The organism is Amycolatopsis australiensis (assembly GCF_900119165.1).
GTDB classification, from domain to species: domain Bacteria; phylum Actinomycetota; class Actinomycetes; order Mycobacteriales; family Pseudonocardiaceae; genus Amycolatopsis; species Amycolatopsis australiensis.
The window spans coordinates 9,070,250-9,089,627 of the sequence record NZ_FPJG01000006.1; the positions used below are offsets into that span (position 1 = coordinate 9,070,250).

At 70.2% G+C, this 19,378-nt stretch carries 21 protein-coding genes; 10 read left to right on the forward strand and 11 right to left on the reverse strand.

Annotated elements, in window-relative coordinates:
• Positions 1 to 110: 110 nt before the first annotated feature.
• The 3 genes from corA (at position 111) to BT341_RS43125 (ending at position 2,854) form a co-directional block, all read left to right on the forward strand.
• Positions 111 to 1,193, forward strand: a complete 1,083-nt coding sequence (gene corA, locus BT341_RS43115; protein ID WP_072481685.1) for a magnesium/cobalt transporter CorA — start codon at positions 111 to 113, stop codon at positions 1,191 to 1,193.
• 174 nt (positions 1,194 to 1,367) lie between these two features.
• On the forward strand, positions 1,368 to 2,018 hold the full coding sequence (locus BT341_RS43120) for a metallophosphoesterase family protein (RefSeq protein ID WP_072481686.1): 651 nt from the start codon (positions 1,368 to 1,370) through the stop codon (positions 2,016 to 2,018).
• Positions 2,015 to 2,854, forward strand: a complete 840-nt coding sequence (locus BT341_RS43125) for a chromosome partitioning protein ParB (RefSeq protein ID WP_072481687.1) — start codon at positions 2,015 to 2,017, stop codon at positions 2,852 to 2,854. The genes BT341_RS43120 and BT341_RS43125 overlap by 4 nt, the downstream gene beginning before the upstream one ends.
• Here BT341_RS43125 and BT341_RS43130 read toward each other — a convergent pair.
• Genes BT341_RS43130 through BT341_RS43140 form a run of 3 tightly spaced genes read right to left on the reverse strand, consistent with a single transcriptional unit; the run spans position 2,851 to position 5,646 of the window.
• Complete coding sequence (locus BT341_RS43130; RefSeq protein ID WP_072481688.1) at positions 2,851 to 3,594, reverse strand: hypothetical protein; 744 nt, start codon at positions 3,592 to 3,594, stop codon at positions 2,851 to 2,853. The genes BT341_RS43125 and BT341_RS43130 overlap by 4 nt on opposite strands.
• Complete coding sequence (locus tag BT341_RS43135; RefSeq protein WP_072481689.1) at positions 3,594 to 4,088, reverse strand: SigE family RNA polymerase sigma factor; 495 nt, start codon at positions 4,086 to 4,088, stop codon at positions 3,594 to 3,596. Before BT341_RS43135 ends, BT341_RS43130 begins: the two co-directional genes overlap by 1 nt.
• 58 nt (positions 4,089 to 4,146) lie before the next feature.
• Positions 4,147 to 5,646, reverse strand: a complete 1,500-nt coding sequence (locus BT341_RS43140) for an MFS transporter (protein ID WP_072481690.1) — start codon at positions 5,644 to 5,646, stop codon at positions 4,147 to 4,149.
• A gap of 118 nt (positions 5,647 to 5,764) precedes the next feature.
• On the opposite strand from BT341_RS43140, the gene BT341_RS43145 reads away from it, so the two are divergent.
• Positions 5,765 to 6,430 carry a TetR/AcrR family transcriptional regulator gene (locus BT341_RS43145; RefSeq protein WP_072481691.1) on the forward strand — a complete coding sequence of 222 codons (666 nt, stop codon included), beginning with the start codon at positions 5,765 to 5,767 and terminating at the stop codon, positions 6,428 to 6,430.
• 85 nt (positions 6,431 to 6,515) lie between these two features.
• Here BT341_RS43145 and BT341_RS43150 read toward each other — a convergent pair whose 3' ends face one another.
• The gene (locus BT341_RS43150; RefSeq protein WP_072481692.1) at positions 6,516 to 6,713 is read right to left on the reverse strand and encodes a PspC domain-containing protein; all 198 of its coding nucleotides are present in this window, start codon (positions 6,711 to 6,713) and stop codon (positions 6,516 to 6,518) included.
• A gap of 253 nt (positions 6,714 to 6,966) precedes the next feature.
• Between BT341_RS43150 and BT341_RS43155 the strand changes: the two genes are divergently transcribed.
• Complete coding sequence (locus BT341_RS43155; protein WP_245805288.1) at positions 6,967 to 7,860, forward strand: hypothetical protein; 894 nt, start codon at positions 6,967 to 6,969, stop codon at positions 7,858 to 7,860.
• A gap of 62 nt (positions 7,861 to 7,922) precedes the next feature.
• Here BT341_RS43155 and BT341_RS43160 read toward each other — a convergent pair whose 3' ends face one another.
• The 6 genes from BT341_RS43160 to BT341_RS43185 form a co-directional block, all read right to left on the reverse strand.
• Positions 7,923 to 9,104, reverse strand: a complete 1,182-nt coding sequence (locus BT341_RS43160) for an ABC transporter ATP-binding protein (protein ID WP_072481693.1) — start codon at positions 9,102 to 9,104, stop codon at positions 7,923 to 7,925.
• A 4-nt stretch (positions 9,105 to 9,108) separates the two neighbouring features.
• Entirely contained in the window at positions 9,109 to 9,948 is an 840-nt protein-coding gene (locus BT341_RS43165; protein WP_072481694.1) for a carbohydrate ABC transporter permease, read from the reverse strand.
• A complete protein-coding gene (locus BT341_RS43170; protein ID WP_072481695.1) occupies positions 9,948 to 10,919 on the reverse strand; it encodes a carbohydrate ABC transporter permease in 972 nt (323 codons plus the stop codon). Before BT341_RS43170 ends, BT341_RS43165 begins: the two co-directional genes overlap by 1 nt.
• The gene (locus BT341_RS43175) at positions 10,916 to 12,238 is read right to left on the reverse strand and encodes an ABC transporter substrate-binding protein (protein WP_072481696.1); all 1,323 of its coding nucleotides are present in this window, start codon (positions 12,236 to 12,238) and stop codon (positions 10,916 to 10,918) included. Before BT341_RS43175 ends, BT341_RS43170 begins: the two co-directional genes overlap by 4 nt.
• A gap of 241 nt (positions 12,239 to 12,479) precedes the next feature.
• On the reverse strand, positions 12,480 to 13,004 hold the full coding sequence (locus tag BT341_RS43180; protein ID WP_072481697.1) for a YflT domain-containing protein: 525 nt from the start codon (positions 13,002 to 13,004) through the stop codon (positions 12,480 to 12,482).
• A 239-nt stretch (positions 13,005 to 13,243) separates the two neighbouring features.
• Positions 13,244 to 14,440, reverse strand: a complete 1,197-nt coding sequence (locus BT341_RS43185; protein WP_072481698.1) for an acyl-CoA dehydrogenase family protein — start codon at positions 14,438 to 14,440, stop codon at positions 13,244 to 13,246.
• A 134-nt stretch (positions 14,441 to 14,574) separates the two neighbouring features.
• Here BT341_RS43185 and BT341_RS43190 point away from each other — a divergent pair, with 134 nt between their 5' ends.
• Both BT341_RS43190 and BT341_RS47590 read left to right on the forward strand, forming a co-directional pair.
• Complete coding sequence (locus tag BT341_RS43190; protein ID WP_245805289.1) at positions 14,575 to 14,913, forward strand: DUF4190 domain-containing protein; 339 nt, start codon at positions 14,575 to 14,577, stop codon at positions 14,911 to 14,913.
• 42 nt (positions 14,914 to 14,955) lie between these two features.
• On the forward strand, positions 14,956 to 15,732 hold the full coding sequence (locus tag BT341_RS47590; RefSeq protein ID WP_072481700.1) for a DUF4190 domain-containing protein: 777 nt from the start codon (positions 14,956 to 14,958) through the stop codon (positions 15,730 to 15,732).
• Here the strand turns inward: BT341_RS47590 and BT341_RS43200 are convergent.
• Positions 15,729 to 16,589 (reverse strand): slipin family protein, encoded by an 861-nt coding sequence (locus BT341_RS43200; RefSeq protein WP_072481701.1) that lies wholly within the window; start codon positions 16,587 to 16,589, stop codon positions 15,729 to 15,731. The two genes, BT341_RS47590 and BT341_RS43200, sit on opposite strands and share 4 nt — an antisense overlap.
• A gap of 92 nt (positions 16,590 to 16,681) precedes the next feature.
• Here BT341_RS43200 and BT341_RS43205 point away from each other — a divergent pair, with 92 nt between their 5' ends.
• Genes BT341_RS43205 through BT341_RS43215 form a run of 3 tightly spaced genes read left to right on the forward strand, consistent with a single transcriptional unit; the run spans position 16,682 to position 19,374 of the window.
• Entirely contained in the window at positions 16,682 to 17,593 is a 912-nt protein-coding gene (locus BT341_RS43205; protein ID WP_072481702.1) for an aminoglycoside phosphotransferase family protein, read from the forward strand.
• 10 nt (positions 17,594 to 17,603) lie between these two features.
• The gene (locus tag BT341_RS43210; protein ID WP_072481703.1) at positions 17,604 to 18,881 is read left to right on the forward strand and encodes a magnesium transporter MgtE N-terminal domain-containing protein; all 1,278 of its coding nucleotides are present in this window, start codon (positions 17,604 to 17,606) and stop codon (positions 18,879 to 18,881) included.
• Positions 18,874 to 19,374 carry a DUF1003 domain-containing protein gene (locus BT341_RS43215; RefSeq protein WP_072481704.1) on the forward strand — a complete coding sequence of 167 codons (501 nt, stop codon included), beginning with the start codon at positions 18,874 to 18,876 and terminating at the stop codon, positions 19,372 to 19,374. Before BT341_RS43210 ends, BT341_RS43215 begins: the two co-directional genes overlap by 8 nt.
• Positions 19,375 to 19,378: the final 4 nt, after the last annotated feature.

A 19,378-nucleotide genomic window follows, 5' to 3' on the forward strand; every position in this document is an offset into this window, starting at 1 on the left:
TTCTCCAGGTAGGCCTTTCCTTCCCGGGAACGCTGGTGTCGCCGGGCGGACGCGGTTCCGCCCCTGGTCAGTCGTCTCGCACGACCAACGCACGACGCCCAGGAGATCCCATGCCTGCCATTCCCTCGCTCGGCGGCCTGCGCGGCCGCGGCAACAAGGGCACCGTCCCCGTGCGGCCGGTCCCGGTGCCGCTGTCCGCGTACGTCGTCGACTGCGCGGTGTACGTCGGCGGCGAGCGCCTGCCCGGCCGCTGGACCCACACCGAAGCGATCAAAGAGGTCCGCAAGCGGCACGAGGGGTTCGTCTGGATCGGGCTGCACGAGCCCGACGCCGACCAGATCCAGGGCATCGCCGAGACGTTCGGGCTGCACGAGCTGGCGGTCGAGGACGCGCTCGAAGCGCACCAGCGGCCGAAGCTGGAGCGCTACGACGACACGCTGTTCCTCGTGGTCAAGACCGTCCGGTACGTCGAACACGAGTCCCCCACCACGGCGAACGAGATCGTCGAGACCGGCGAGCTGATGGTGTTCCTCGGCCGGGACTTCGTCATCACCGTCCGGCACGGGAACCACTCCGGGCTGGCGCGGCTGCGCCGCGAGCTCGACGAGGACCCCGAGCGGCTGCAGCTGGGGCCGGCCGCGGTCGTGCACGCGATCGCCGACCACGTCGTCGACCACTACCTCGACGTCACCGGCCGGATCGAGAACGACATCGACGTGATGGAGGCGCAGGTCTTCGCGCCGCGCTCGCAGATCAGCGCCGAGCAGATCTACCTGATGAAACGGGAGGTCCTCGAGCTGCGCCGCGCGGTGATGCCGCTCGCGACGCCGGTCCAGCGGCTGGCCGAGGGCTACACGCGCCTGGTGCCGGACGAGGTCCGCTCCTACTTCCGCGACGTCGCCGACCACCTCACGACCGTGTCCGAGCGGGTGGCGGCGTTCGACGAGCTGCTGTCCACACTGGTCGACGCGACCGTCGCGAAGATCTCGCTGCAGCAGAACACCGACATGCGCAAGATCACGTCGTGGGCGGCGATCATCACCGTGCCGACGATGATCGCCGGCATCTACGGGATGAACTTCGACTACCTGCCCGAGCTGCACTGGAAGTTCGGGTACCCGCTGGTGATCACCGTGATCCTGGCGATCTGCCTGTTGCTGTACCGAATATTCCGGAAGAACGGCTGGCTATAGGTCCCCTCTCTTCCCCCACTGGAGTGTTCGTGATGCCTCGCATGCTGTCCAACCTCAAGTTCTGGGCGCTCGCGCTCAGCGTGCTGTGGATCTTCGTCATCACTTTCGTCATCGTCGCCGACCCCGGGTTCGCGCACGGCATGAAGTGACGCCGGGGCGTCGTACCCTGGGGGCGTGCCGAAAGCGCTGGTGGTCTCCGACGAGGTCGACGAGCGGCTGTGGACCGACGCGGTCCGCGCCGTCGCCGTCGACCTCGTCATCGGCGCCGGCGACCTCCCCTACGACTACCTCGCCTTCCTGGCCGGCGCGCTCGACGTGCCGTGCGTGTTCGTGCCGGGCAACCACGACCCGGACCTGAGCGGATACACGCGCTACGGCGGGCTGTCCATGAAGGACGGTTTCCCGGCGGCTTGGCCGGGCCCGGCGGGCGGCATCAACGCCGACGGCCGGGTCGTCGACGTCGCCGGGCTCCGGTTCGCCGGGCTCGGCGGCTCGGTCCGCTACAACGACGGGCCGAACCAGTGGACGCAGCGCCAGCAGGCCCGCCGCGCCCGCGGCCTGGTGCGCCGGGCCCGGCTGCGGCGCTGGCGGGACGGCCGCGACGTCGACGTCCTGCTGACGCACTCGCCGCCGCTGAACCTGGGTGACCGGGACGACCCGCCGCACCGCGGGTTCGCGTGCCTGCACCGGACGATCGAGGTGCTGCGGCCGAAGTGGCTGCTGCACGGGCACATCCACCCCCACGGCGAGCCGGTGCCGGACCGCGTCGTCGGCGAAACCCGGATCCGCAACGTGGTGGGCCACCGGATCATGGAGTTCTCATGAAAGAGACGGGGTTTCCCCGCGCCGACGCGGAGAACGACTTCCTCCGCGCGCGCCGGGGCCAGGTGCTCTCGCGGCTTTCCACGTGGCTGCGCCGCGAGCCCGACGACGTCAACATCATGCTGCCGTTCCACGAGGTGGTGGAGGCGCTCGGCTACCAGGGCGAGCACCGGATCGGGCTGCGGGTGATCAAGCTGGACTCGATCGTCGGCACGGTCGACCGCAGCCGCGACTTCGACCGCCGCTTCCGCCCGACGTCGGGCCGGGTCCGCGAGCGCTGGGAGCGCCTGGCGCTGGCCGCCCGCCGCGGCGAGGAGATCCCGCCGATCGAGGTCTACCGGATCGGCGAGCTGCACTTCATCATCGACGGCCACCACCGCGTCTCGGTGGCGCTCGCCCAGGGACTGTCCACAATAGAGGCATACGTGACGGTGGTCCGGACCAAGCTGGACCCGAGCGGCATCCGGCACCGCGGCGACCTGATCGTCAAGGACTACCGGCGGCTGTTCCTGGAGCGCGTGCCGCTGACCGGCCACGCGCGGGCGTCGGTGATCGTGACGGACCCGTGGGACTACGCGAAGCTGGGCGAGCACGTGGAGGCGTGGGGCTTCCGGCTGATGCAGGACGAGGGCAGGTTCTGCGACCGGGCGAGCGTGGCCCAGCGCTGGTTCGACGAGGAGTTCGTCCCGGTGGTGGGCATGCTGCGGCAGGCGGGCATGATCGGCGACCGGACGGACGCGGAGGCGTACATGTGGGTGGCCGCCGAGCGGTACCGGCTGATCCGCACCCACCGCTGGGACGACGAGGTCATCGAGACGCTGCGGGCGCGCAGCCGCTAGAAGTCCAGGCCCGGGGTCAGGGCCAGCTGCCGCACCTGGTCCAGCGTCAGGACCGGCTCCGGGCGCTGCCGCGGCAGCCGCACGTCCTTCTGCTCCAGCACGCCGCTGTTGGTGGACCAGAACTGGACGAACACGGCCGGCGCGGCCAGCGCCACGCGGTGGGTCACGACGTCGCCGGAGACCAGCGTCGAGAGCCAGAGGTGGCCCTGGTCCGCCTGCTCCGAGCGGCACACGACCTCCTCCGGTGACCCGCACGGCGGGCCGCCCGAGTTGCCGGTCGGCAGGATCAGGGCGTAGACCGAGCCGGTCCCGCGCGCGTCGGTCACCCGGACGCCCATGTGGAACAACGCCTCGCGAGGCGCGTCGCCCGCCGGGTCGGCGATCAGGCGGAACGGGTCCGGCGGCGGGGTCTCGCCCGGGATGGTCAGCCGCGAGATCCGCACGCCCGGGTCGAGCAGCGACCGGACGGCGTTGCCGACGAGACAGCTGAGCCGTTCGGTGATCTGCGCACGCGTGGCCGTTTCCGCGGGGCACGGCGAGCTGGCGACGTCGCCGCGGCGCGGCAGCACGACCACGGCCAGCCCGAGCGCGAGCACGACCACGGCCAGCGCGACCGCGCTCGTGAGCAGGTACCGCCGGCGCGACGAGCGGGCCGCGGCCAGCACCGCTTCGCCGGACAGGCCGATCGGGGGTTCGCCTTCGGTCACGTACGTCGTCAAGGCAGCCCGGACGTCTTCCATCACCACTCCTCCGTCGTCGGCGCGGGCAGGACGGCGCGCAGGGCTTCGACCCCGCGGGCCGTCTGGGACTTGACCGTGCCTTCGGCGACGCCGAGCAGCGACGCCACCTCCGCCACCGGGAGGTCTTCGAGGAACCGCAGCACGACCATCGCGCGCTGCCTCGGCGTCAAGTCCGAAAGGGCGCGCTCCACGTCGAGCCGGACGTGACTGTCGCGGCCCGGGGGTGACTCCGTTTCCGGCGGCGAAGACGTCACGTATTCGCGGGCCGCGGTGCGTCGCCCGGCCAGGAACAGGTTCAGGAGGATGCGCCGCGCGTACGCGTCGGCCGTGTCCGGCCGGACGCGCCGCCAGCGCCGGTACAGCTGCACGAACATGGCCTGGACCAGGTCCTCGGCCGCGTGCCAGTCCCCGCACAGGGCGAACGCCACCCGGCGGAACCGCTGTACTCGCGCGGCGAAGTACTCGCTGAAGTCGAGATCTCGCGAAGCCCCCACCGGCCCTCCTTCGCACGTTGTCACTCTTACTAGTGCGCGGAGGGCCGGGGAGGTTCAACTACAGGTGCACCGCGCCCGGCGCCGCCTCGCCCTTCGGGACGCCCGGGCGCAGCAGCAGGCCGCTGAGCACCGCGCCCGCCAGGAAGATCGCCGCCGCCCAGGAGAACGCCGTCGTGTAGCTCTCGATCGCCGCTTCGGCCGCCAGCCGCGGCGTCGGGACCTTGCCCGCAAGGTACGACGTCGCCGCGTTGCCGGCCAGTGTCGACAGCAGCGCCGTGCCGATCGAGCCGCCGACCTGCTGCATCGTGTTGACCGCCGCCGACGCGACCCCCGCGTCGTGCGCCTCGACGCCGAACGTCGCGACGCTCATCGCCGGCGCCATCGCCAGGCCGATGCCGAAGCCCATCACCAGCAGCGGACCAAGCACGCCGGAGGCGTACGTGCTCTCGAGACCGATGCCGCTCAGCCAGAACAGGCCGACGGCCGCGATCGCCATGCCGGTCGGGACCAGCGGCCGCGGGCCGAACCGCGGCAGCAGCACGGCCGTGGCCGTGGTCGCCGACAGCATCAGCGTCGCGACCATCGGCAGGAACCCGATGCCGCTTTCGATCGGCGTGAACTTCAGGTTCTGCTGCACGTAGAACGTCAGGAACAGGAAGATCGCGAACATCCCGATCGCGAGCAGGAACATCGCCAGGTAGGAGCCGCCGCGGTTGCGGTCGAGGAGCACGCGCAGCGGCAGCAGCGGGTGCGAGACGCGCTGCTGCAGCCACGCGAACACGCCCAGCAGCACGACGCCGGCGGCGAGGAAGCCCCACACCGACACCGCCGACCACGAGTCCGACTCGGCGTTCGCGAAGCCGTAGACCAGCGCGAACAGGCCGGCTGACGCGGTGACCGTGCCCGGCAGGTCGAGCTTCGGGCGCGGGCCGCCGTCCTTCTGGTTGCGCAGCAGGATCGAGCTGCCGGCGAACGCGACGACGGCGAAGATGATGTTGACGAACATGCACCAGCGCCAGTCGAGGTACTCGGTGAGCACGCCGCCGAGCAGCAGGCCGACCGCCGCGCCGCCACCACCGATGGCCCCGAACACGCCGAACGCGCGGCCGCGTTCCTTCGGGTCGGTGAAGGTGGTGGTGAGCAGCGAAAGCGCGGCCGGCGCGAGCAGCGCGCCGAACACGCCCTGGGCCGCGCGGGCGACCAGCAGCATCTCGATGTTGCTCGCCGCGCCGCCGAGCGCGGAGACCGCGGCGAACCCGGCCAGGCCGACGAGCAGGGCGTTCTTGCGGCCGAAGACGTCCGCGAGGCGGCCGCCGAGCAGCAGCAGGCTGCCGAACGCCAGCGCGTACGCCGTGACGACCCATTGCCGGGCGTCGTTGGAAAAGCCCAGGTCGACCTGGGCCGAGGGCAGCGCGATGTTCACGACGGTCGCGTCCAGCACGACCATCAGCTGCGCGATGCCGATCATCACCAGGATGAGCCAGCGTCTGGCGTGGTGGGGGTTTTCGCCGGCGCGCGCGTCCCCCGGCGGCGCGACGGCGAGCGTGGACTCGGTCATGGAGGTCCTCACAGAAAGTGATCAAGACACTATGTGGAGTAGGTATCTCCCCTTACGCGACCCAAGGTACACAAGAACCGGAGATAGTGCCTCTACTTCAAGCGGTAGACTGGAGGACATGGCACGGGACGCTGGTCCCGCCGCACCGGCGCGGCCGCTGCGGCGTGACGCTGAACTCAACCGCCGTCGCATCCTCGCGTCGGCCCGCGAGGTGTTCGGCCGCCGCGGGCTCGAAGCCACGCTGGACGACATCGCGCACCACGCCGGCCTCGGCGTCGGCACGGTCTACCGCCGGTTCCCCAGCAAGGAACACCTGGTCGAGGCCATGTTCGCGGAGCGGATGGCGGAAATCGGCGAGCTCGCCGAAGAAGCGCTGAAGGCCGAGGACCCGTGGCAGGCGTTCGTCGACTTCACGTGGAAGTCGATCGAGCTGCACTCCGGCGACCGCGGGCTGCGCGAGATCATGCTGTCGAACAGGTTCGGCCACGAGCACGTCGCGGAAGCGAAAGCCCGCATGGTGCCGTTGATCACAAAGCTGGTGGAGCGCGCCAAGGCGGCGGGCGGCCTGCGCGCCGACTTCGCCCCGACGGACACCCCGCTGCTGCACATGATGATCGGCTCGGTGATCGAGTTCACGTCGGCGGTGGAGCCGGACCTGTGGCGCCGCTGCCTGGGCATGCTCCTCGACGGACTGCGCGCGAAGCCGGGCAAGCCGTCGGAGCTGGCCCACCCGCCCCTGGACATGAACGAGGTCGACGAGGCGATGTCCTGCTGGCGCCCCTGACGGGCAGCCACCAGGGGCGGGCGCGGCGCCAGGCCCCGCCGGCCCAGCCCCTGCGCGGTCACCTTCCCGCCGCGCGCCAAGCCGTTCACTCCGACGGGATGACCGCCCACAGGATCAGGTACGCCACGAACTGCGGCCCGGGCAGCAGGCAGGACAGCACGGCCAGCAGCCGTACCGTGTTCGGCTTCATGCCGAACCGCTGCGCGAGACCCGCGCAGACGCCGCCGATCATGCGGCCGTGGCGCGGGCGGGACAGTGCCCTCCTGGTGACCGGTGCGCTCATCGTCTTTTCCCTTTCCTCGAAGTTCCGATATCCCCACTTCACCACCGGAGTACCCGCTTCCGCATCGCTCCCGGGACGGATCGCTCCCTTAGGGGACGGTAAAAGCGAAAACCGTTCGAAACCTCAGGCGAAACTCAGGAAAACGGACCGCGCCGCGCTGACCTGCACATTCCGCCGCGGCCAGCGGGAAAATAATGAGAGATCTCCCCGTCAGGGCTGGTTTTTCCCGCCGATGTGGTGATACTTGCTCCCCGTGTACCCGCGTCTGAAGGCATTGGCCGTCGCGATGCTCTGCGCCCTGCTCGCCGCCTGCGCGAACACCCAGGCCGCGCCCGAGCCGTCGTCCGGGCCCACGCCGCTGACCTCGTCCGCCGCGCTGGGCGACTTCGCGACCGTCGACTACTGCAGCCTGCTCGACGTGCCCGCGGTCGCTCCCGGCGCCGTCGCCAGCCCGACGTTCGAGACCTGCCAGGCCCGGCTCGGCGCGCGCACGATCCTCGTCGGGCCGCTGGCCTTCGACTCCGATCCGAACATCAGGCCCTACGCCTACCCCGGGCCGGTGCCCGACGGCGTCGCGGTCCAGCAGTCGATGTTCAACGACCGCACCGCCTGCACCCGCGCGATCACCTTCGCCGACGGCAACCGGCTCGACCTGTCGGTCAGCGACACCAGCGACGACCAGGCCGCACGCTGTGGCGTCGCCGACGCGGCCGTCGGCTCGGTCCTGGGCGTCGTCACGGCGAACAAGGTCGGCCGGCTGAAGTTCCCGGAACGCTCGTGGGGCCTCGTCGCGCCGTGCGCGCTGCTGGACACCCACGACCTCGACGACGCGGCGGGCGCCGACAGCCGGCCGGCGACCGGGCTGTCCGGGCACAGCTGCATCCGCGGCAAGGTGAGCTTCAAGCTGACCGTCGAGACCGACGAGGACGCACGCCCGGCCGAGACGGTGGGCGGCCGCGAAGCCCGGCTCCGGACGGCGGGCGCGTTCTGCCTGATCGACACGACGCAACCGGCGCCGGGACTGCCGGGCCGCCGCGAGCTGGCCGAGATCAGCGTCGTCGAGACCGCCGGCACCGCGAACGACGCCACGTGCGCCCACGCCCGCGCCGCGGCCGCGTCGATCTTCCCGCGCCTGCCCCACGCCTGAACCGGTCGTGAGTGGGAAACAGCGTCCTAACCCCGTTTCCCACTCACGACCGGACGCGCGGGTCAGTCCTCGTAGGTGAGGTTCTTGCCGTTCGACGGGTCGAACAGCTTGATCTTGTCCGCGTCGTACCAGACTTCGAGGTCCGCGTTCTCCTTCGCCGACGACTCCGCCGACAGCCGCGCGACGATCTGGGACTCGGCGCCCGGCACGTCCGCGGACCCGCTGTCCGCGGCCAGTTCGGCCAGCTCCTCGGCGGTGGCGGCCTCGCCCTCCACCGTGAAGTGCGCGAACTTCTCCGAACCCATCGACTCCAGGACGTCGATGTGCGCGGTGAACGTCGCCCCGCCCGCCTTCTGGCCGGCTTCGACCAGCGCCGCGTCCTCGAAGTGCTCCGGCCGGATGCCGACGATCACGTCGCGGGGCGCGTTCGCCTTCTCCACCAGCTGCCGGACGCGGTCGGTCAGCGGAGTCGTGCCGAGCGCACTCCTCAGCTCGTTGTTCTCCAGCGTCGCCGGGACGAAGTTCATCGACGGCGAGCCGATGAACCCGGCCACGAACAGGTTCGCCGGGTTGTCGTACAGGAACTGCGGCGAGCCGATCTGCTGCACGTACCCGGCCCGCAGCACCACGACCCGGTCGCCCAGCGTCATGGCCTCGGTCTGGTCGTGCGTCACGTACAGCGTCGTCGTGCCGAGCTGCTTCTGGATCTTCGACACCGACGTCCGCATCTGGCCACGCAGCTTGGCGTCCAGGTTGGACAGCGGCTCGTCCATCAGGAACGCCTTCGGGCTGCGGACGATCGCCCGGCCCATCGCGACGCGCTGCCGCTGGCCACCGGAGAGGTTGGCCGGCTTGCGGTCCAGGTGCTGGGTCAGGTCGAGGATCTTCGCCGCCTCCTCGACCTTCGCCCGCACGGTCTTGTCGTCGACCTTCGCCAGCCGCAGCGGGAAGGCCATGTTCTCCCGGACGCTCATGTGCGGGTAGAGCGCGTAGGACTGGAACACCATCGCGATGTCCCGGTCCTTCGGCGCCTTCTCGTTGACGCGCTGGCCGTCGATGCGCAGCTCACCGGAGGAGATGTCCTCCAGGCCCGCCACCATGTTCAGCGTGGTCGACTTCCCGCAGCCGGACGGGCCGACCAGGATGATGAACTCGCCGTCGGCGATGGTGATGTCCACTTCGGACACCGCGAGCGCGCCGTCGGGGTACTTCTTCGACACCTTGTCGAGCACGATCTCTGCCATAGCGCTACCCCTTCACCGCACCGGAGGTCAGCCCCGCCACGATGCGACGCTGGAAGAACAACACGAACACAATGATCGGGATGGTGATCACGACCGCGGCCGCGCACACCTGCCCGGTCGGGTCCTCGAACTGCGAGGACCCGGTGAAGAACGACAGCGCCGCCGGCACCGTGCGCGACGCCGTGGTCGACGTCAGCGAGATGGCGAACAGGAAGTCGTTCCAGCAGAAGATGAACACCAGGATCGCGGTGGTGAACACGCCCGGCGCGGCCAGCGGCGCGATCACCCGCCGGAACGCCTGGGCCGGCGTGGCGCCGTCCATCTTCGCCGCCTTCTCCAGCTCCCACGGGATCTCGCGGAAGAACGCCGAGAGCGTGTAGATCGACAGCGGCAGGGCGAACGTGATGTACGGCAGGATCAGGCCCGGCCACGTGTCGAACAGGCTCAGGTTCCGCTCGATGTTGAACAGCGGCGTCACCAGCGACACCTGCGGGAACATCGCGATCAGCAGCGAGAGCCCGACGAGCAGTTGCTTGCCGGGGAAGTCCAGCCGCGCGATCGCGTACGCGGCCATCGTGCCGAGCACCACCGCGATCACGGTGGAGATCAGCGCGATGCCGATCGAGTTGACCAGCGCCCGCACGAACTCCGACGTCTCGAAGATGTCCGCGTAGTTCTGCCAGGTCCACGACTGCGGGATGAAGCTGCCGTCGGCCAGGGTGTCCTTGGTCTTGAACGACAGCGAGAGCACCCACAGCACGGGCACCAGCGCGAACACGAGCACGAGGATGTCGACCAGGCCCCAGCGCAGCTTGCGGCCCGTCGTCACGGTTCCCATCACCATCAGCGCTTACCCCCGTTGTCCGAGCCCGGTGCCGCGGTGCCGAACACCTTGATGAAGATGAACGCGATCAGCGCCACCGTGATGAAGATGAGCACGGCCATCGTCGACCCGATCCCGAGGTTGAGCCCCTTGACCAGGTTGTCGTAGGTCTGCATGGACACCGACCCGGTGTCCTGCGCGCCCCCGGTGAGCACGTAGATGTTGTCGAAGATCCGGAACGCGTCGAGCGTGCGGAACAGCAGCGCCACCAGGATCGCCGGCTTCATCACCGGCAGCATCACCTTCGTGAACCGCTGCCACGCGCTCGCGCCGTCCATCGCCGCGGCCTTGAGCAGGTCATCCGGCACCAGCGCCAGGCCGGCCATCAGCAGCAGCGCCATGAACGGCGTGGTCTTCCACACCTCGGCGAGGATGATGATGAACAGCGATGGCCACTGGTCGGTCAGCGGCGCCGCGCCGTCCGAAAGCGCGTTCGCCAGGTAGCCGTACTTCGGCGTCCACGCGTAGTACCACGAGAACGCCGCGACGACCGTGACGATGCCGTACGGGATCAGCGCGACGGTGCGCACCAGCCCGCGGCCGACGAGCGTCCGGTGCATGATCAGCGCCAGCGCCATGCCGAGCACGAACTCGATGGCCACCGACACGACGGTCAGGAACATCGTGGTGCCGAACGCGGTCCACCAGTACGAATTGGACAGCACGGCCGCGTAGTTGTCGAAGCCGACGAACTTCTGCTGCGACGGGAACCGCAGGTCGTACCGCTGCAGCGAAAGCCAGATCGAGTAGAGGATCGGGTAGCCGGTGACCGCGATCATCACGATGAACGCGGGCGCGCACAGCCACAGCCCGAGCCGCCGCTCGGCCTTCTTGCCTTCGGAGAGCGCGGGCTTGCCCTTCTTGTGCGACGTCGCCTCCTTGGCGACCGTGGCCCCGGCGGTGTCGGCCGGGGTCGAGTCCTGAACGGTCACGGGATCACTCCCTTCGACTGGAGCGCGTCGTTGAGCTGCTCGCGCAGCCGGTCCGCGGTGGCCTTCGGGTCGATGCCGGCCGGCGGTGAAAGCACCTTCGACATCACCGTCGACATGTTCTGGTACGCCGGGGTCAGCGGGCGCACGGCGGCGTCCTTGATGGCGTCGATGATCGAGTCGCGCATCGGGTACTTCAGCGCCATGTTCGGGTTGTCGGCGCTCGCCGGCTTCGACGGGTCGAGCGGCGTGTCGTTGTGGTACACCGATTCGATGGTCGGCGGCACGCCGTCGTTGATCGCCGAGAACTTCTGGTTGTCGGCGTTGCGCAGGCACAGCGCCGCCTCGAACGCCTCGGGCTTGTGCTGCGACAGCGAGCTGACCGCGAGGTCGTAGCCGCCGATGGTGGTCTTGGCCGGCGTGCCCGGCTTCGCCTCCGGGTAGACGGCCCACTTGAAGTGCGAGACGTCCTGCGGCTTTTCCTTGGCGTAGGAGGCGTAGACGAACGGCCAGTTCAGCTCGAACGCGGCGTCACCGCGCTGGAACGTCTGCCGGACGTCGTCCTCCTTCGAGTTGGTCAGCGACGGGTCGGTGATCCCCGACGACGCGATGGTCTTCAGCAGCGCCAGCGCCTTGACCGCGCCGTCGTCGAGCACCACGGACTTGCCGTCGTCGGACAGGATGTGCCCGCCCATCGAGTTCACGAGCGTGTTGTAGAAGACGACGAGGCCTTCGTACTGCGCGCCGGTGAACACGATGCTGTAGGGCTTGCCCTGCGCCTTGAGCTCCTTGGCCTTGGCGATCATCTCGTCCCAGGTCTTCGGCGGCGTCGGCGTGATGCGGTCGTCGTACCAGAGCAGCTGGACGTTGGTGTTCTTCGTGGCCGCGTAGAGCTTCCCGTTGTAGGTCGCCGTGTCCAGCGGCCCCTGCAGGACGCCCTGCGTCGCCTCGGCCTTGTGCTCGCCCGTCCATTCCTCGACCCAGCCGGCTTCGGCGAACTCCGAAACCCAGGTCACGTCGAGGCCGAGGACGTCCATCGCGGTGTCGCCCGCGGCGAGCCGCCGGGCCATCTGCAGGCGCTGGTCGTCCGCGCCGCGCTGCAGCTTGTTGTAGACGATCTCGTAGCGGCCGTTCGCCGCCTTGTTGCAGTTGTCCACGACTTTCTGGAAGCTGTCTTCGGGCGCGTAGTAGACGTTGATCTTCATTCCGCCACCCGAGCCGCAACCGGCGAGCATGCCGGTCACCAGTGCCCCTGCCCCCAGCAGGACCGCGGTACGGCCGGGCGAGCGTCCCCGTTTGCCCGCACCGATCCTCTTCCCCATAAGGCCTCCTCACCCGCGTGCACGCCGGATACCGCGGCGCCCGGAGGCACCACGACGCGATGAGGCGAACCGCGCCAGCACCCCGACGTGCTAGTGCTCGGGCCGCCGCGCTGGTTGGGCGAGGCCGCCCGACTGGTGTCGGACAACTTATGCCGGGCGATCACACCCCGCAAGCAGTATCGGTAACGATTCAGCCCACTGCAGACTGAACTGTGATTTTCCCCTGATAAAGGCGGCGTTTTCAGGAGTGCGCGGGCGGCGGTTTGAGGGCGAGCTTCGCGAGCAGCTCCCGGCCCCGTTCGGCGGAGCGCGGCTGGCACAGGACGTCGTAGCGGCCGGCCACCAGCTGGCTCGCCGAGGAGAAGTCCCGCCGCCCGCGCGACATGCTGTAGCCGATGGCGGCGAACATCAGCCCGGACAGCACGCCCAGCACGAGCCCGGTGAGCAGCTGCAGCGCGAAGCCCTGGTTGACGAACAGCCCCAGCAGCAGCCCCGCGAAGAGGCCGAACCAGGCGCCGGACACCGCGCCGGTGCCGAGCACGCGTCCCCAGGACAGCTTCCCGATGACGCGCTCGACGAGCATCAGGTCGACACCGACGATCGTGACGTCGCCGACCGAGAACTCGCTGTCGGCGAGGAAGTCGACGGCCTGCTGCGCCTCCTCGTAGGTCGCGTACGACCCGATCGGCCAGCCGGTCGGCGGCGTCGGCAGCCGCGGCAGGCCTTGGGGCGCCCGGCTGCCGCCGAAGGGACTACTCACCATCATCACCTGCGCACTCGTGGGTCTGGGCGTCCATCTTGTCAAGAACGACCGGACCGTGCGAGCCGCTTACCCCGAAAGCCCGAGCCGCTTTGTCGCCGTATCGACAATCGACCGCCCGGACCCGAGCGACCCAAGGCGGCCTTCGGTGCGTCAGACGCACCGAAGGCCGCCTTGGGTGCTCCATCCATGCCCCCGCCACCACCCTCAACGCAACCAAGGCCGCATTGGGGCGCCGTGGTGGCTCAGGAGCGGGACTTGTATTCGCGCAGCAGGCCACGGCTGATGATCGTCTTCTGGATCTCGCTCGTGCCCTCGCCGATGAGCAGGAACGGCGCCTCGCGCATGAGCCGCTCGATCTCGTACTCCTTCGAGTAGCCGTAGCCGCCGTGGATCCGGAACGCGTCCTGCGTGACCTCGGCGCAGTACTCCGACGCGATCAGCTTCGCCATGCCGGCCTCGACGTCGTTGCGCTCGCCCGAGTCCTTGAGCCGCGCCGCGTTCACCATCATCAGGTGCGCCGCCTCGACCTTCGTCGCCATCTCGGCCAGCTTGAACGCCACCGCCTGGTGCTCGGCGATCGCCTTGCCGAACGTCTTGCGCTGCTGCGCGTACTCGATCGCCAGCTCGAACGCCCGGATGGCGATGCCGCACGCCCGCGCCGCGACGTTCACCCGGCCGACCTCGACACCGTCCATCATGTACGCGAAGCCCTTGCCGGGCGCCTCGCCGAGCACCTTGTCCGCGCCGATCTCGAAGCCGCCGAAGACCGCTTCGGTCGTGTCGACGCCCTTGTAGCCCATCTTGTCGATCTTGCCGGGGATGGTCAGCCCGGGCGCCACCTCGCCGAAGCCCTCCGGCTTCTCGACCAGGAACGTCGTCAGGTTCTGGTGCGCCTTCTCGGCGCCTTCGTCGGTCTTGACCAGCAGCGCGATCAGGTTCGACGAGCCGCCGTTGGTCAGCCACATCTTCGAGCCGTCGATGACGTAGCCGTCGCCATCGCGGCGGGCGCGGGTCTTGATCGCGGCGACGTCCGACCCGAGGTCCGGCTCCGACATCGAGAACGAGCCGCGCACCTCGCCGGTGGCCATCCGGGGCAGGAAGTGCTGCTTCTGCGCTTCCGTGCCGTGGCGGGAGATCATGTGCGCCACGATGAAGTGGGTGTTGATCACGCCGGACACGCTCATCCAGCCGCGCGCGATCTCCTCGACGACCAGCGCGTAGGTCAGCAGCGACTCGCCGAGCCCGCCGTACTCCTCGGGGATGGTGATCCCGAACAGGCCCATCTCCTTCATACCCTCGACGATGTCGGCGGGGTAGGTGTCGGCGTGCTCGAGCTCCTGGGCGTGCGGGATGACCTCCTTGTCCACGAACTGGCGGACGGTGGCGAGGATCTCCTGCTGCACGTCGGTCAGGCCGGCGGTCTGGGCGAGACGGGCCATCACGGCTCCCTTTCCGGATTCGACGCCGGCTCCCGGCGCTGGGTTACCGGTGAGTATGACCGCAATCCGGCAACCCTGCTATGAGGGCGCTCACGCTCCGCGCCGTAGAGTGCGGGGCGGAGGGGAGGGGGATCATGAGCCGACCTCGGGGGCACCCCGGCGGCCCGGCGCGCCCCACCCGCAGCGCGGGGCTCGCGTTCGGGGCGCTCATGTGCTCGCTCTTCGGTCTCTTCGTGAGCTTCTTCGCGGCCGTCGTGGTCATCGCCCCGGGCCACTTCGCCGCGATGTTCGTCCTCTTCCCGGACCTCATCGTGGCCGTGGCGGCCGTCGTCGTCGGCCACGTCGCCCGCAACAAGGCGAAGCGCGGCGAAGCGGTGGGGCAGGGTGTCGCGCTGCAGGCGATCATCCTGGGATACCTGGTGATCGCGCTGGACGTCCTGCTGATCGTCGTCGCGAACGGCGCCTTCCGCTGACCGGCTAACGTTGACGCCCTGCACGCACCGAGGGGACCCGCCATGACCGACCCGTCCGGGGACAAGGACCGTCCGGCCACCGATCCGACCGTGTCGTACGACCCGCCGCCGTCCGCGGAACCGGCGCCGTACACGCCGGAGAACTACGACCCGCCGGCCGCCGACGCCACGATCGCGGACACGACCGTCGCGGGCGCCGCGGACACCAGCGCCGCCGACACGGGCACCCCCGGCACGACCGGCGCCGACACCACCACCGCCGCCGCGAGCACGAGCACCACCGACACGACCGGCGCCGGCACCACCGTCGCCGACACGGGCACCACCGGCCCCGCCTTCGCCGACACCACCACCGCGAGCACGACCGGCCCGGCCGTCGCCGACACCCCGGGCGTGCCGCAGCCGGGCGCGCTGCCGCCGGGCGCGTTCGAAACCCCGGCCGCGCACATCCCCGGCACCCCGTACGCTCCGCCGGGCCAGCCGACCTACCAGCCCGCCTACCAGTACCCGCCCGCGTACGGCCGGCCGTACACCGCGCCCTACGTCCAGCCGTACCCGCCCGTGCCGCCACCGCAGCGGCAGGACAACGCGCTCGCGATCGGCGCGCTGGTCTGCTCCATCCTCGGCTTCTGCTCCGGTATCACGGCGGTCGCCGGACTCGTCATGGGCCACATCGCGCTGAGCAAGACCAACCGCGGCGAAGCGGGCGGCCGCGGGATGGCCACGGCCGCCGTCATCGTCGGTTACGTCGTCGTCGCGTTGTGGGCCGGCTTCTTCACCACCCTGATCATCCTGGGCGTCAACGGCCAGCTCGACTAGTCGGCGGGCAGGACCGCGTCACCGGGGCTGCGCGGCGACGGCGTCGCGTGGCCGTTGACCTCCGGCTTCGGCTCCTCCGCGGCGACCGGCTCCGGCGGCGCGGGTTTCGGCGTCTGCGCGTCGAGGAACCGCAGCAGCTCCACCGGGAACGGCAGCACCAGCGTCGAGTTCTTCTCCGACGACACCTGCACGACGGTCTCCAGCAGCCGCAGCTGCAGCGCCGAGGGGGTGTCGGCCATGGTCGCCGCGGCCTGCGCGAGCTTGTGCGACGCCTGCAGCTCACCGTCGGCGGAGATGACGCGCGCGCGTCGTTCCCGCTCCGCCTCGGCCTGCCGCGACATCGAGCGCTTCATCGCCTCCGGCAGCGCGACGTCCTTGATCTCGACGCGGTCGATGTGGATGCCCCAGTCCAGCGCCGGGCTGTCGATCATCAGCTCCAGGCCTTCGTTGAGGCGCTCGCGGTTGGAGAGCAGGTCGTCGAGGTCGCTCTTGCCGATGATCGAGCGCAGCGACGTCTGGGCCACCTGGCCGACGGCCGAGCGGTAGTCCTGGACGTTGACCGCCGCGACGACCGGGTCGATGACCTTGAAGTACACGACCGCGTCGACCCGGACGGTGACGTTGTCGCGGGTGATGCCGTCCTGGGCGGGCACCGGCATGGTGACGATCTGCATGTTGACCTTCTGGAGCCGGTCCACGAACGGCACGAGCACCGCCAGCCCGGGCTCCCGCACCCGCGACCGCACCCGCCCGAACCGGAAGATCAGCCCGCGTTCGTACTGCTTCACGACGCGCACGCTGGACGCGAGCCAGGCTCCACCCGCGACGACGACGGCGCTGAGGATCTCCACCAGCATGGCAGCTCCCCGGGTTGGTGTTTCCCGTGAAATCCCAGCGTACGCCCGCGTGGACCAGCGGGAAAAGCGCTGGACGCCGTCGCCATGCTGGGGTGGTGAACGACCTCCGCGTGCCGGCGCTGTTCGCCGAACGAGCCCCGCGCGTGCTCGGGCCGGCGGCCGTCCCGTGGCTGGCCCTCCTGCCGGAGCTCGCCGCCGGGTACGCCCGGAAGTGGGACCTGACGTTCGAGGGCGAGGCCATGCACGGCTACGTCGGCGTGGTGCAGCCCGCCCGGCTCGCCGACGGCACGCCGGTGGTGCTGAAGCTCGGCTGGCGCGACGAAGAGTCCGCCGACGAGCCGCTCGCACTGTCCACATGGGCCGGTCGCGGTGCGGTGCTGCTGCTGGAGTCCGCGCCGGACGACGGCGTCCTGCTGCTCGAACGCCTCGACCCTGGCCGCACGCTCGACGACCTCCCGCTGCGCTCGGCGATACCGCTCATCGGCGAGCTGGCGCGACGGCTGGCCGTTCCCGCACCGGCGTCGATGCGGCGACGGCTGCGCACCGAAGCGGCGCGGCTGACCGAGGAACTCCCCCGCCGCTGGGCCGAGCTCGGCGGGCCGTTCGACCGGCGGCTGGTCGACGACGCCGTCGCGATCTGCCGCGAGCTGGGGCCGTCCGCGGATGAACTGCTGGTGAACGAGGACCTGCACTTCGAGAACGTCCTGGCGGGCACGCGCGAGCCGTGGCTGGTCATCGACCCGAAGCCACTGGCCGGAGACCTCGAGTGGGGCGTCATCCCGTTGTTCTGGAACCGCTTCACGGAGTCCACACTGGACGAACGGTTCGCGCTGGTCGTCGCGGCACAGGAGCTGGACGCCGAAAAGGCGCGGGCCTGGACCCTCGTGCGCGCCGTGCAGAACTGGATCTGGATGCTCGAAGAACAGGTGGCGGCCGGCGCGGACAGCGACGACCCGGCCTTCCTCACGGTGGCGGACATCGCCCCCTGGGCGGCCAGCCGATAGTGTCAGCGGCATGGCCGCGGTCAACAGGGTTTTCGCAGCTCAGCTGTCCGGGTTGCCGGTTTTCGGCCCGGACGGCGAGTCCATCGGCCGGGTCCGCGACCTGGTCGCCGGGCTGCGTCTCGACGCGCAGCCGCCACGGATCCTCGGCCTGGTCGTCGAGCTGTCCACGCGGCGGCGGGTGTTCGTGCCGATGTTGCGCGTCACCTCCATCGAGCCGACCGCCGTGACCCTCGCGACCGGCTCGGTCAACATGCGCCAGTTCAACCAGCGCCCCAACGAGGTCCTGGTGCTCGGCCAGCTGCTCGACGCGCACGCCACGCTGGCCGGCACGGGGACCCGGATCACCGTCGTCGACGCCGGGATGGAGCCGACCCGCACCCGGGACTGGGTGCTGGCCAAGCTCGCCATCCGCGAGCGGCGGCTCGGGCTGGGCCGCCGTCGCTCGGCGATGCAGGTGCTGCCGTGGTCCGACGTGGCCGGGCTGGGCCTGACCGACCTCACCGGCCAGCCCCAGGGCGCCGGGCAGCTGCTGATGCTGTTCGACACGATGCGCCCGGCCGACATCGCCGCGACCGTGCGCGACCTGCCGCTCAAGCGGCGGCACGAGGTCGCCGACGCGATGGACGACGAGCGCCTCGCCGACGTCATCGAAGAGCTGCCCGACGACGACCAGAAGGAGCTGCTCGCCTACCTGGCCGAGGAGCGCGCGGCCGACGTCCTCGAGGCGATGAACCCCGACGACGCGGCCGACCTGCTGGCCGAGCTGGCCCCGGCCGACCAGAGCCGTCTGCTGGAGCTGATGGAGCCGGAGGAGTCGGCGCCGGTGAAGCGGCTGCTGGAGTACTCCTCCGACACCGCGGGCGGCCTGATGACGCCGGAGCCGGTGGTGCTCACGCCGGACACGACGATCGCCGAGGCGCTGGCCCACATCCGCAACGCCGAGCTGCCGCCGGCGCTGGCCAGCATGGTGTTCGTCTGCCGGCCCCCGACCGCGACGCCGACCGGGCGCTACGTCGGTGTCGTCCACTTCCAGCGGCTGCTGCGGGAGCCGCCGGCGGAGCTGGTGGCCGGCGCGGTGGACACCGGGCTGCCGCCGCTGAAACCGGGCGCCTCGCTGGCCGAGGTCACGCGGTACTTCGCGGCCTACAACCTGACCTGCGGGCCGGTCGTCGACACCGAGGACCACCTGATCGGCGCGGTGACCGTCGACGACGTCCTCGACCACCTGCTGCCGGAGGACTGGCGCGAAACCGGGCTGCACGACACCTTGGAGGAAGACCGTGCCTGAGCTGACTTCGGGACGGCGGCTCGACCAGCCCCGCGGCCAGAACCGGTTCAGGCTGAACATCGACCCGGACACGTTCGGCCGGCTGTCCGAGCGGCTGGCGCGGTTCCTCGGCACGGGCAAGTACCTGTTCTGGCAGACGCTGATCGTCGTCGTGTGGATCGTGCTGAACCTCACGGCGGTGTCGCTGCGCTGGGACCCGTACCCGTTCATCCTGCTCAACCTGGCTTTTTCGACGCAGGCGGCGTACGCGGCGCCGCTGATCCTGCTGGCGCAGAACCGGCAGGACGACCGCGACCGCGTCTCCCTGGACGAGGACCGCAACCGGGCGGCGCAGACGAAGGCCGACACGGAGTACCTGGCCAGGGAGCTGGCGGCGCTGCGGCTGGCGATCGGCGAGGTGGCGACGCGCGACTACCTGCGCAGCGAGCTGGACCGGCTGCGGGAGGACCTGGACGTGAAGCCCAGGAAGCCACGCACTCCTACCGGCTCGTAACATG

What these genes read in the sequence shown, in the direction of transcription:
- corA (WP_072481685.1), top strand. Translation starts at nt 111, where the DNA reads ATGCCTGCCATTCCCTCGCTCGGCGGCCTGCGCGGCCGCGGCAACAAG.
- BT341_RS43125 (WP_072481687.1), top strand. Translation starts at nt 2,015, where the DNA reads ATGAAAGAGACGGGGTTTCCCCGCGCCGACGCGGAGAACGACTTCCTC.
- BT341_RS43130 (WP_072481688.1), bottom strand. Translation starts at nt 3,594, where the DNA reads ATGGAAGACGTCCGGGCTGCCTTGACGACGTACGTGACCGAAGGCGAA.
- BT341_RS43140 (WP_072481690.1), bottom strand. Translation starts at nt 5,646, where the DNA reads ATGACCGAGTCCACGCTCGCCGTCGCGCCGCCGGGGGACGCGCGCGCC.
- BT341_RS43145 (WP_072481691.1), top strand. Translation starts at nt 5,765, where the DNA reads ATGGCACGGGACGCTGGTCCCGCCGCACCGGCGCGGCCGCTGCGGCGT.
- BT341_RS43150 (WP_072481692.1), bottom strand. Translation starts at nt 6,713, where the DNA reads ATGAGCGCACCGGTCACCAGGAGGGCACTGTCCCGCCCGCGCCACGGC.
- BT341_RS43160 (WP_072481693.1), bottom strand. Translation starts at nt 9,104, where the DNA reads ATGGCAGAGATCGTGCTCGACAAGGTGTCGAAGAAGTACCCCGACGGC.
- BT341_RS43165 (WP_072481694.1), bottom strand. Translation starts at nt 9,948, where the DNA reads ATGGTGATGGGAACCGTGACGACGGGCCGCAAGCTGCGCTGGGGCCTG.
- BT341_RS43175 (WP_072481696.1), bottom strand. Translation starts at nt 12,238, where the DNA reads ATGGGGAAGAGGATCGGTGCGGGCAAACGGGGACGCTCGCCCGGCCGT.
- BT341_RS43180 (WP_072481697.1), bottom strand. Translation starts at nt 13,004, where the DNA reads ATGATGGTGAGTAGTCCCTTCGGCGGCAGCCGGGCGCCCCAAGGCCTG.
- BT341_RS43185 (WP_072481698.1), bottom strand. Translation starts at nt 14,440, where the DNA reads ATGGCCCGTCTCGCCCAGACCGCCGGCCTGACCGACGTGCAGCAGGAG.
- BT341_RS43190 (WP_245805289.1), top strand. Translation starts at nt 14,575, where the DNA reads ATGAGCCGACCTCGGGGGCACCCCGGCGGCCCGGCGCGCCCCACCCGC.
- BT341_RS47590 (WP_072481700.1), top strand. Translation starts at nt 14,956, where the DNA reads ATGACCGACCCGTCCGGGGACAAGGACCGTCCGGCCACCGATCCGACC.
- BT341_RS43200 (WP_072481701.1), bottom strand. Translation starts at nt 16,589, where the DNA reads ATGCTGGTGGAGATCCTCAGCGCCGTCGTCGTCGCGGGTGGAGCCTGG.
- BT341_RS43210 (WP_072481703.1), top strand. Translation starts at nt 17,604, where the DNA reads ATGGCCGCGGTCAACAGGGTTTTCGCAGCTCAGCTGTCCGGGTTGCCG.